Raw genomic sequence first — 11549 nt, 5'->3', positions numbered from 1 at the left:
TCTAAACCAGAAACTTCAGCGGACGCCTCCTTCGTCAGCACTCACTGTGCTTTCGCTCATTTTCCTATCATTATATTATAAGCTGCCGGAATATCAAATCCATGAAAATGATTGGTAAGGCCGTATAGTATTACAACCGTTGTACAGATGCCGGCAGCTAATACCAGTTTGGATTGATCAACAGGCCTGCAACCAAATACATCCCGCTTCATTTTTTTATTATGCACTGCAGCAATGTGACCAAAAAATGAAAGAAGGGCAAGGGTATAATAAGGGATGAAAAACAAGCTTGTCGGAAAACTATTCATGCCCGCTACTCCAAAATAGAAGTTGGTATCGAGGTGTAAAAAAATTCGCCCTGTGAAAACTGCACTAACATGAATAACAAAGAATATAGCCAGGTACAAGCCCGACCATATATGCAACTTGTCGAATGCAGCAGTAGCCGTTCTCCTATTCTGTTTAAAAAGCTTTAGCCCCGAATAAACCTGGACACAAACCGCCATCAATAAAATGGCTTCAACAACAAGGTTGCGGTAAATCAGTCTGAGGAACGTCATTACTTCTATATGCCTGGCTGGCCCAAATAGACTGCAAACATGATTGAATAGATGAAGGCCTACGAAAACAGTAATGATGAGGCCTGATATGTAATGAAGCTGTTTGGTTGACATAGGTAGCTAAGCGGTTTACTAAGGGATTTAGGGGTGCAATAGTATTGCAAAACCCTGGCGATCGACAACCGGCCATCATTATGTTTCTGTGTTCGTTCTTATCACCAACTATATCAACTGCACAGCATGAAGTTGCCATTGACATAATAGAATGTAAACCGCTTAGTTCATCCACGCTACTTTTCTATCTCCATTGCAGAATAGAATCTGGCTCATATTGAATGTTCGTGTGTTGGTAATCTCTTACCTTGAAGTATGAATAGTTGTGTAAAAAGATCTATCCTTTTCCTGTCATTGTCTTTCCTGTGTCTCCAGGTAATCTATGGCCAAAAGCTCTACTTCCCTGATTCGGTTTGGCAGACAAGGACGCCTCAGCAGCTAAAGCTGGATGCAGCCCTTATTGATAGTGCCGTACGCTTTGCCATCAACAACGAAGTGAACATGGACTACGACATGCGGCTGGCTAACATCAAGGCGTTTGGCGTTAATGCCCGCGAACCCAACTACAAGATCATAGGCCCGATGAAAGACCGCGGTAAGCCTGCCGGTTTGATCATTAAGAATGGGTTTATCGTCGCACAGTGGGGAGACGTAGACAGGATGGACATGACGTTTAGCGTTGCCAAAAGTTACCTCTCTACCGTTGCCGGTCTTGCAGAGGATGCACGTTTGATCCGCAGCCTTGATGATAAGGTAAGCCAATATGTATGGGATGAAACCTTTGAAGGCGCACATAATCAAAAGATCACGTGGCGGCATATGCTGCACCAATCATCCGACTGGTCGGGCTGCCTCTTTGATATATGCGACTGGGCCGATCGTCCGCCGCGCACCGGCAGCATCGATGAATGGCGGGCAAGAAAGCTGAATGAACCAGGCACTGTGTACAAATACAATGATGTACGGATAAATGCATTGGCTTACGCCTTGTTGCAAGTGTGGCGCAAGCCATTGCCGATGGTGCTTAAAGAAAAGATCATGGACCCGATTGGCGCCTCTTCTACCTGGCGCTGGTATGGCTATGAAAATTCATTTGTGAATGTAGACGGCCTGATGATGCAATCCGTAAGCGGCGGCGGCCATTTTGGTGGCGGAATATTCATCAATACATTGGATCAGGCACGTTTTGGTTTGCTATTTGCCCGCCGGGGAAAATGGCAGGAAAAACAGTTGCTTTCAGAGAGATGGGTGAACGGAGTAACCGAAACAACAGCAGCTAACAAAACCTATGGCATGCTATGGTGGACCAATGAAGATGGTCACCTGGGAAAGCTATCCAAAACTGTATATGCAGCCGAAGGATTTGGTGGAAACTTTATTGTAATTGATAGCAAAAACGACCTGGTGATTGTTACCCGCTGGCTGGAGCCACGCATGATAGGGCAATTGGTGGACCTGGTGGAAAGTGCAGTTGGCAAGTGATTATAGGTTCATACTAGTTCCTTCGCTTGGTCATGAACTAAAGCTGAAGCTGTCAACATTCTGCCGCACTTGCACAAATACGATTGTTGTGTGCAGTCAGTTAGCAATTTTCACTATGATTTCATTTTCTGTCAAGTCATGAGCTATAGCTAAATCCATGACCATATTTTTGAATTGTCCAAGTGCTTTTCCATAGTTCAAACAAGACAACTTGTTTAATCTGTCTATATGATTGGGCTCTTTTAGAATTTCAAAGTTGACTGATTCTTGGTTGTTTTCAAGCGTCATTGGTGGTGTGTCAAACGTCTTCAGAAACTCTTTATTATGCAGTATTTTATTCCTTAAGGTTATTAGTTCACATAACGTTTTATAGGTTGCCGTTTTAGTATTGAATGTATATCGTCCATTTGAAATAATTGTTGGTGTCATTAGAAGCTTTTTGGCAAAAGGCAAATTAATATAACCCTCTGCATAAGCTTTATAGTTCTCATGTCCATAATGATTTAAACAGAAATCCGTCAATAGAAAGTTCAAAGAGTACTCCAAGGTTGCTGCGCAAAGTGTAAAGAAGCTAAAATATAGGTAGTCATTTTTTTTATTGTCTGATATGTCTTTATAGGCAGACCGAAGTTTTTCATAATAAGCTTCAGTATCATTCCAAAGTACATATCCCTTGGTTTCGCCGTTCAAGTTCAGAATTAGGCGTGCTGTCATTGTATCTTTTTCCATAATCAAAGGGTTGAAGATTGCACACAACGGACAGGGCTTGCTGCTGTGGCGGTATTCATTGCTTATCCAGCCCAGAACGGCTGCTGATAAATGTACAAAAGTTAATGTCTATTTTGAATGTTCATCTGTGTTCCGTCTGAACAAACTGCTGCCGATTGGCGATTTATAGCTGGCAGCCTATTCGTCGCCCCTCAATAGCAGCAAGCCGATGTTGCCTGCTGTGTTTCATTTTTTCCAAGACATAAATTCCTCAAAGGGAACTCCTGTAGCTCCTTTAGAAGAAAATGTAATCTGGTCTTGATACTTTTGAAAAATATACGAATTAGGTTTATTTATGTCTATTACTACAACTGGCTTGTTATAAATAAGGAAATTGTTTTCAATAAATTCATTAATTCCCTTGTCCTGAAACCCGTATCCAATAACAAGAAGCAAATTTGAGTTTAAAAGATTTTTTTTGAAATGAGTAAACAAGTTCTCGTAGAAGGGTTGATTATATTGTCTAATCTTTTCTGTCGTTCCTGTTAAATAATCCGGCTCATTTTCAGCAAAAGGGGCTTCATATGCGTATTTTTTTGCTTCCTCATCAAACCGTTCCATGTAAAAGTCTGTAACTCCAAATCCTCGTTTAACTCTTACTGTCTCACCCGTTCTTGTATTGTGAAGTATACAATTGTCTATGCTGCCATGAAGTTTGAACAAACGTAATTTGTTGTCGTAGTCACCAGTATAAAATCTCAATCGAACCATGTAAGTTTTATGAATCACTCCATCAGATGTTTTGTGGTCTATCGAAATTTGACCGTAATAAGGCGAACCATATTCAGAAAAACCATCTGTGAAGTTTTGCCAAAGGTCTGAATGCTTGTTAGCCATATGGTCAAAAAATAAATCATGGTTCAAAGTATGAACGTTGACAGTCCTGTCTGTCAAATTTTCTCTGATAAACCCGAAAAATGGGTCATATGGTGGGTAGTTCAAATAGCTGACGTCTTCATAAAAACGTGGCACTACTAACAAGTCTGCTACAAGCTGATTTAAAATTTTACAAAATCGCCAGACAAGATTGTGGTCGTCATCTAAGAAACTTTTTTTGTGAAATGGCTTTCGGAATTCATCACAGAATTTGCTTATTCTATTATCATCCTTCTTGTACCTTAAAAAGTCGGTAATATAGTCGTAGAAAACTTCATAATTAAATGCCTCAACATCGCCATTCAAAACTACATCTCGATAGAAGGTGGTAAATTCTTGGGCAAAATGTTTGTCTGTGTAAGAAGACCAGTCATTAGGGTCACGCCAGTCAGAATTATAAAATCCCGCTGTTTGCGCTGAGGTTAGATAAAAGTCGTTCTCCTTAAGATTACGAAGTTTATTATTGATAGACGAAACTGTCGGTAAACCCTCGGGCACAGAAAATCCAGAGCCTAATAATATTGAAAGTTCGGGTGTCATAGTAACATTGCAGGCAACGTTGGACGTATTTGTGCAGGTGTGGTATTCAGGGAACATTCAGCCTGAACAAATGCTTGCCTAAAGATACTGCTGTTGATGATTACTTACTAAAGTTTAATAGATATTCTACCGCCGAAACAGCAGCAGAAATAATGAACAGCAGCCGAAGCTGTCAACATTCTGCCGCATTTGCACAATTACGCATGTTGGCTGCTGCCAAGTCAAAGTGGGTCATTGAAAAAGTCATTAAAGATGTGGAATTTCATTTGACTGCCTACAGATTTTGGTCGTAAATAAAGTTCCATATCCCGAAACACAGAATCCAAATCCTTCAAATCGAAATCTGTATAAATTAAGACAAATATTCCATGTTTCTTGAAGTAGCTTTTATGTTTCGACATTTCATTTTCAAAATTCCCTTTTGCCACATCATTTATTTGTTCTTGAGACATAGATTTTGTTTTTGACAAGTATCCATGAGTTGACCAAGGAGACAATTCAAAACCTATCTTATTCAACTGTGAAGCTTCAATTATCGTGAAGTCAAGACGGTATTTGTGCTTTTTGGCAAGACCGTCATATCGAAATTCAGGTATAAGCAAGGGTATTTCATGAGGATTTTCAGCCGCATTAACATATATTGAATACATTTCAGCAAGCTTGTACTCGTACTCGGAGCCTGAATTTCTAACTATAACATTTGTGAAAAAGTTTAGGTATTCTTCTACCGTTTTAAACTCCAACTTCGCATTCTTAAAAGGAACAACTAAGCCTGTGGCTAAAATATGACCAATTGACCAATATCTATGGGGGAAATGTCTGATTTCACTTTTGTCATTTTCCCAATTAGTTCCATTAAATCTTGGTGTCACCAAAATACCGTAATTAGCATTTGCTTGTCCTATCCATATTTCAGCTTCTTCAATAGTAGGTCTCTTTTTCGAAAGAGCATCTATATGCTTTATGTACGTTCTTTCTAAAAACAGGTAAAGATAGTCTTGAAAAACCTTGTGTTTCTGTAACAGTTTGTAAGTCTCATAATGATTGTTCCCTTCTCTCCATCTGGGGTCAATGTTTTTTCTTATGTAATTCTTGAAGCCGTCAAGCCAAAGTGCTATAAACTGTTGGGGAGAGTCAACTACCACATTTTTTATATCAAGATATTGGCCAAACTTTCCTCCAATCTTTCCATGTAGGGAGTATTCTGATTCAAATCCTGTTGCTTCTAAAACACTCGGTAGTAATGCTCTCAATTTCTCCTTTAGTTCCTTAATAACCTTGTTTCTTGCAGTTTTTTCTGGGTCTCGTTTTGCCATGAGGTTTGAAATTTGGTTACAGCCAACGTGTGTATTGTCATCTATCCACAATGTATGAAATAAATATTGACAGCATAACTGACAATGTATTATGCTGCTTTAGGTAACACTTTTGTTATTGCCACAATACGCTTCCTGTTTTCATCTATACTTGTTCAAACCTGTTCCTGTTCTCCCTCCATCCTCTGTTCTCCCAATATCTGCAGGAAATAACACCTGGTTGAATATCCTCCGTCGGGCTACAATTACATGCTGTTAATCGTAGTAGTACGAAGTGGTGTAGTCTTCTTACCATGTTTGATTTAATAGATTCACAAGGAAGGGGTTATACATCAGCATTTCCCCCAAATAAAAACAGGTTCCCTTCTATTACATGTGCAATTAAAGGGAACCTGCGGTTATGTTTTTAGCCTGCTTATTTATGCTTCGCAACTGGAGCAGGTAACAAGGTTTGTCACCATTTCTTTTGATACACTCTGGCTGCGTTGGTAATACAATGTTTTAATGCCTAGCTGCCATGCTTCGATCATTAGTTTGTTTACTTCTTTTACCGGCAGATTAGGTGGTATGTTCAGGTTCAGGCTTTGTCCCTGGTCGATGTATTTCTGGCGGATGGAGGCTTGTTGGATGATCTCCAACTGGCTGATCTCTTTAAAGGTTTTGAATACATCCTTTTCCTCCCTGGCCAATTCTTTCAGGTGCTGTACGCTACCATGGTTCAGCATAATGCTCCGCCAGATATCTTCCGTATCGATTCCCTTATACTCCAGCAATTGCTTCAGGTATTTATTTTGGCGCATAAAATTACCTTTCGCCAATCCTGCTTTAAAGTAATTGCTGCTGAATGGCTCGATACCTGGCGAGCTTTGTCCCAGGATAGCCGATGAGGAAGTGGTAGGCGCAATCGCTAAAGTGGTAGTGTTGCGACGACCATATCCTTTCAACAGATCCGGTTCACCATAAATGCGGGCAAGGTCGGCCGAGGCTTTGTCGGCTTTTTCGCGCAAATCGCTGAAGATGGCCGTGGTGAGTTGTTTGGATCTTAAACCCTCAAAAGGGATCATGTTTTTCTGCAGGTAAGAATGCCATCCTAAAACACCCAATCCCAAAGCACGATGCCTTTTGGCAAAGCGGTTAGCACTTGCCAGGTAATAATTGCCTTCTGTCTTGTTGATGAACTCCTGTAATACCGCATCTAAAAAGAAGATAGCGAGGCGCACCGCATCTGTATCCTTCCATTCATCATACAATTCCAGGTTCATGGAAGAGAGGCAACAGATGAACGACTCATCATTGTTAGACGGCAGCATGATCTCGCTGCACAGGTTGCTGGCGTTGATGGTATAGTTATGATCTTTATAAACCTGCGGCCTTTCTTTATTTACGTTGTCGGTAAAGAACAAATAAGGCAAACCTTTTTGCTGGCGGCTTTCCAGCACCTTCGCCCATATTTCTCTCTTGGATATATCACCATCGATCATGTCCTGCATCCAGTAATCGGGTATGCAAACAGCATTGAACAAATTCTGGATAGGGTGCCCGATACTTTTAATTTTCAAAAACTCTTCAATATCCGGGTGGTCTATATCGAGGTAGGCTGCAAATGCACCACGTCTTACACCACCTTGCGATATAGTGTCCATGGCTGTATCAAACAGCCGCATGAAGCTAACTGCACCACTGCTTTTACCATTATCAGTAACGGCGCTGCCACGACCACGCAAACTGCCAAAATAAGCAGAAGTACCGCCGCCTATTTTTGTTTGCATGATCACCTCGCCCAGCTTGTGTGTAATGCCCTCAATATTGTCGGGTATATGCACATTGAAACAGGAAATAGGCAGCCCCCGCTCCGTACCCATATTAGCCCAAATAGGCGAGCTTAAACTCATCCATCCCCGCTCGATCATTTCGCGAAAAGACTCCGCTAGCTCAGGTTTATACAACCGCTGTGCAGCAGCCTTACAAATACGTTCTATAGCGCCATCTACCGTTTCGCCTTTTAACAGGTAACCACGATTGAGCATCTGCTCACTCTCTTCATTTTTCCACCAGTATTTTTCTGTCAGGGGCGTTTTAGAAATCAGTGGTGTTACAATATCCATATCGAAAATCTTTTGCGTTCTAATTAAATGTGATTGCTTAAAACAAGTCGTTGGCCGTAATGCTCTTATCGTGCTTGGTATATTCTACCGGTCGCTTAGCGAAGAAGTCATCCAGGCTGTTGGCAAAAACTTCTTCTTCAAACCACTTCATCGGCTCGTATTGACTGTGGCTAATGAAGAACTGTTCAGGAAAATTGATTTTTTGCAAACATTCATCTACCCTGAATTTTATAAAATTCAACAGGTCGCTTTTCGTGATCGTATCAATCTCGCCTTCCTGGAAGATCCAGTCGATGATCTGTTCTTCAATTTCGATGAAATCTGTTATCAGGTTGGTTGTTTGTTCTATCAAAGCATCGTCAATCAATTCTGGATATTCCTCCCTCAATTTATTGATAAGATAAATACCTGCGTTTGCATGCAGTTGTTCATCTACCGACGTCCATGCAATGATGTTGCTTACGTTTTTCATCAGCCCTTTAAACCGCGTAAAAGAAAGCACGACAGCAAACTGGCTGAACAGGGATACGTTTTCAATCAGGATGGTGAACAGGATCAATGAAATGACATATTCTCTCTGGTCGCTTGAATTAACCTTACTTAATGCACCGGATAGGAATGCCAGACGCTGCTTCACAACCGGCACTTCTATCAGTTTTTCAAATTCATCATTGTAGCCTAGAACCTCCAGCAAACGCGAATAGGCCTCTGAGTGGCGGAATTCGCATTCGGCGAAAGTGGTACCCAGTCCATTCAACTCCGGCTTTGGAAAATGATTGTACAAGTTGCCCCAGAAAGACTTTACCGATACTTCAATTTGTGCAATGGTGAGTAAGCTGTTCTTGATAGCGCTTTGTTCACTTTCGGTAAGGTGAGAGTGAAAGTCCTGCACATCAGCGGTAAAATCCACTTCTGAGTGTACCCAAAACGATTTGTTGATTGCTTCAGTAAACTGCAATACTTCCGGGTACTCGAATGGCTTGTAATTAATTCTTTTATCAAATAATCCCATAAAACGTTTATTGTTATTTCAACTGTATTTTAATTCTTGCCGGTATGTCCAAATCCTCCTGCACCTCTTTCGGTAACATTGATCTCTTCTACCGCTCTCAACTGTACCCGCTCCACTTTCTGAAACACCATTTGCGCTATTCTATCGCCATTGTTGATGGTTACCTGTTCATTCGAAAGATTAACCAGGATCACTTTTATCTCACCCCTGTAATCTGCATCTATGGTACCCGGCGTATTCAGGCAGGTAATTCCCTGTTTGATGGCCAGGCCGCTTCTTGGGCGTATCTGCGCTTCATAACCAGCTGGCAGTTCTAAAAAAAGACCTGTTGGTATCAAAGCTCGTTGCAGCGGTTCTAAAGTCACCACCTCGTTTACAAAAGCCCTGATGTCCATACCTGAAGATCCTTCGGTGGCATATTCAGGCAATGGATTGGTTGATCGGTTGATGATGGATATATCTGTATGTAGCATGATAATTATTAATTCATCTTGTTAGTTTATTACTGTAACACTCGCGGATAGAGTGCAGGAAGCTGAAGGCTGAGCCGATAGAAGGGCGTAACGATCAGTACCTACTTTTCCTCCGAAAGCATTGTTACTAAATTGAATGCGGCAGGTCTTCTGACTTGCTCCGTTGTTCATAGCCTTCCCGTTCTTTTAAGAACAGTGGCTTGAAGATGACAACCATGATAGGAGCTCCCAGCTACGGGGATAGTCCGGGACTTGCACCTGGTTCCCTTTAAATCCCGCCGTGGCGGGAACCGTATCATGTTCAAAATAATGACATAAGAATAGAAGGGGGCCAACTTGTTGTTCACCCTATGTTGAAAACAAATATTGTCCCGCTGGACTGGTCGGCGAATAGAGAAAATGCCGCTGCTATCAAAGGTGAGGCTGATGCGGTATCCCGCCCATCCAGGTGAATAGCTTGCCCTGGAGGTGGTAATTCTGTTGCGGGATAACCCTGCTGCCAGGGAAGATTGAGGTGTTCCTACGGAAGACTTCGAAAACTGAGCTGGAGACACTACGGAAAGCTGGTTTGCCATAAGGGACACTACCGAAAGTTGGGGAAGCAAGGAGGCCGCGGCATGACAATCATTGATCAAGCAGCGTATTTACCCTTATAAGCATATCTTCGTCCACTTTTTGAAACTGGTTGTAAAGTTGCCGTTCCTACAAGCATCTTAAGAAACGGGGAAACATACGCTGGAGCCATAAGTAAATAATATTCTAACCTTTAAATTTTAATTGTATGTCAAAAACAGCTCATCCTAAAAAGAATAAGCCTACTAAAAAGAAAAGCTCAGCACAGAAGAAAGCTAAAGCGCTAACAAAGAGAGCACGTTAAGGTGCAAACGAAGACAGCCCGGTTCAAACTGCCGGGCTTCTTTTTTACGCCTTGTTGGTGTTTTGGTTTAACACTTCCAGCGCCAGCTTTTCCTCGCCAGCAACTTCTCCCCCAGCTCTCCTTGGATGTTTTAAGGAAGCGAATGACACGTCTTCATGTTTATCCCTGCTGTGTCTCCTTAAAAGCTGCGGTGTCTCCTTAAAAGGTATCGTGCGTTTGCCACGGTCCCCTTCAATACCAAGGTGTTCTATAGACCATGGTCTCGAGTATGGTTTCCTAAAGGTGTTCTGTTTTTTCCTCAGATTTTTGTACAGTAAGGTTTATTTACTTGCTGTTTTTCCGATACTTAACTCTACTCTCTTACTAAGACATGTTGATTACAGAGTTATAGAACCCGGCTTTTCATCCTCTTGATGTCACTTTTTTTGTGTGCCCAAAAAGTAACCAAAAAAAAGGCGACCGGGAATGATATACAGCCCATTCCCGGAGTCTTACTATTGAGCTTTTGTACTACCCTGCCTGCCGGCAGGCAGGTGTTGTAAACAGCAGCGGGACGTTGATGCCTTGATAAGTTAGCAAGCTGCTTAAAACGATGATATAAAAAGTTCCAAAAAGGGAATATGCATGAAAAACCTATGCTGAAGTCACAACCTGCCTGCCGGTAGGCAGGTAGCACTTATGCTTAATCAGGGAACAAGGAAAGGAACGGGGTGTAATCATTCTCGACAACGGAAAGACTGACAAGTCGGCATTTGAATTTATGTTTCCCTAAATAGCACGGGGCGCTTTCCCCTGAAAGCACCCCGAACAAGATCGTGAAAAAGGAAACTCTTTTTGAGTTCTAAGGACAAGTGATATTAGGATTGAATGGTTGGAAAATACCTCGAGGATTGTGCTCGTATAACCAAACATGAAGGCTCCAGTGATCTATGCCCTGTGCTGCAAGCGGTGGTACGCCACCAACATCCAGTAGCTGATCGCCAAACTTCGGATGCGGCTGCCCGGTATTTATTACAATATATTCCAACGCTACCATGCGCAGGTTACCGTCAGGACCAGTGGCATAAAGTATCACCTCAGGTTTCAGGGGATCAAACACCGGATCAACCAGCGAAGGATTAAGCCAGTGGTAACCCATGCCTCCCAGAAGAGGGTGAGATACACAATGATCATCGCGCTCATAGCCGGCTTTCAATGCCTGGGTGGTAGAATGGAACCTGGAAGTAGCCTGTTTCACCGATTTCAGCAGATCTGATTTGTCATTTTCAGACTTTGATTTTTCAGATAATGCAGCGTTTGACGTCACCTCTCCAGGTGCGGCGTCGTTTGCTACTTGTTTTGTGCAGGAAATCGCTAACAGCAGCAATCCACACAAAAGAAATGGGCTGTTTGATAGTTTTCTTTTCATTTGGTAAAGTATTAAGTGATGAAAGAAAATGCCTATTGGTAGTTGCCTGTCGTAGAATGTTCCCTGGCACTCGCAATA

General features: G+C 42.0%; 9 protein-coding genes and 1 riboswitch. Of the genes, 1 reads left to right on the top strand and 8 read right to left on the bottom strand.

What is annotated here, in order from left to right:
• Positions 1–56: 56 nt before the first annotated feature.
• Positions 57–560: a succinate dehydrogenase/fumarate reductase transmembrane subunit gene (locus tag J4N22_RS12175; RefSeq protein ID WP_207494925.1), complete on the bottom strand. Its 504-nt coding sequence runs from the start codon at positions 558–560 to the stop codon at positions 57–59.
• Positions 561–929: 369 nt separating this feature from the next.
• Here J4N22_RS12175 and J4N22_RS12170 point away from each other — a divergent pair, with 369 nt between their 5' ends.
• The gene (locus tag J4N22_RS12170) at positions 930–2096 is read left to right on the top strand and encodes a serine hydrolase domain-containing protein (protein WP_207494923.1); all 1167 of its coding nucleotides are present in this window, start codon (positions 930–932) and stop codon (positions 2094–2096) included.
• 96 nt (positions 2097–2192) lie between these two features.
• Here J4N22_RS12170 and J4N22_RS12165 read toward each other — a convergent pair whose 3' ends face one another.
• The 7 genes from J4N22_RS12165 to J4N22_RS12135 all read right to left on the bottom strand — a co-directional run bounded on the left by J4N22_RS12165 (position 2193) and on the right by J4N22_RS12135 (position 11471).
• A complete protein-coding gene (locus J4N22_RS12165) occupies positions 2193–2825 on the bottom strand; it encodes a hypothetical protein (RefSeq protein WP_207494921.1) in 633 nt (210 codons plus the stop codon).
• Positions 2826–3050: 225 nt separating this feature from the next.
• Positions 3051–4280: an SIR2 family protein gene (locus J4N22_RS12160; protein WP_207494919.1), complete on the bottom strand. Its 1230-nt coding sequence runs from the start codon at positions 4278–4280 to the stop codon at positions 3051–3053.
• A gap of 221 nt (positions 4281–4501) precedes the next feature.
• On the bottom strand, positions 4502–5596 hold the full coding sequence (locus J4N22_RS12155; protein ID WP_207494917.1) for a hypothetical protein: 1095 nt from the start codon (positions 5594–5596) through the stop codon (positions 4502–4504).
• A gap of 419 nt (positions 5597–6015) precedes the next feature.
• On the bottom strand, positions 6016–7701 hold the full coding sequence (locus J4N22_RS12150) for a ribonucleoside-diphosphate reductase subunit alpha (RefSeq protein WP_207494915.1): 1686 nt from the start codon (positions 7699–7701) through the stop codon (positions 6016–6018).
• 37 nt (positions 7702–7738) lie between these two features.
• Complete coding sequence (locus J4N22_RS12145) at positions 7739–8713, bottom strand: ribonucleotide-diphosphate reductase subunit beta (protein WP_207494913.1); 975 nt, start codon at positions 8711–8713, stop codon at positions 7739–7741.
• A 29-nt stretch (positions 8714–8742) separates the two neighbouring features.
• Positions 8743–9186, bottom strand: a complete 444-nt coding sequence (gene dut, locus J4N22_RS12140; RefSeq protein WP_207494911.1) for a dUTP diphosphatase — start codon at positions 9184–9186, stop codon at positions 8743–8745.
• Between the two features lie 123 nt (positions 9187–9309).
• Positions 9310–9496: riboswitch (cobalamin riboswitch) on the bottom strand.
• A gap of 1408 nt (positions 9497–10904) precedes the next feature.
• Entirely contained in the window at positions 10905–11471 is a 567-nt protein-coding gene (locus J4N22_RS12135) for a hypothetical protein (RefSeq protein ID WP_207494909.1), read from the bottom strand.
• Between the last annotated feature and the right edge of the window lie 78 nt (positions 11472–11549).

It is taken from the genome of Aridibaculum aurantiacum (assembly GCF_017355875.1).
Classification (GTDB): Bacteria; Bacteroidota; Bacteroidia; order Chitinophagales; family Chitinophagaceae; genus Segetibacter; species Segetibacter aurantiacus.
This window is presented reverse-complemented; position numbering and strand designations above follow the sequence as displayed.

Coding starts and splice junctions, on each gene's coding strand:
- J4N22_RS12155 (WP_207494917.1), bottom strand. CDS start 5,596: ATGGCAAAACGAGACCCAGAAAAAACTGCAAGAAACAAGGTTATTAAG.
- dut (WP_207494911.1), bottom strand. CDS start 9,186: ATGCTACATACAGATATATCCATCATCAACCGATCAACCAATCCATTG.
- J4N22_RS12145 (WP_207494913.1), bottom strand. CDS start 8,713: ATGGGATTATTTGATAAAAGAATTAATTACAAGCCATTCGAGTACCCG.
- J4N22_RS12160 (WP_207494919.1), bottom strand. CDS start 4,280: ATGACACCCGAACTTTCAATATTATTAGGCTCTGGATTTTCTGTGCCC.
- J4N22_RS12135 (WP_207494909.1), bottom strand. CDS start 11,471: ATGAAAAGAAAACTATCAAACAGCCCATTTCTTTTGTGTGGATTGCTG.
- J4N22_RS12175 (WP_207494925.1), bottom strand. CDS start 560: ATGACGTTCCTCAGACTGATTTACCGCAACCTTGTTGTTGAAGCCATT.
- J4N22_RS12150 (WP_207494915.1), bottom strand. CDS start 7,701: ATGGATATTGTAACACCACTGATTTCTAAAACGCCCCTGACAGAAAAA.
- J4N22_RS12170 (WP_207494923.1), top strand. CDS start 930: ATGAATAGTTGTGTAAAAAGATCTATCCTTTTCCTGTCATTGTCTTTC.
- J4N22_RS12165 (WP_207494921.1), bottom strand. CDS start 2,825: ATGGAAAAAGATACAATGACAGCACGCCTAATTCTGAACTTGAACGGC.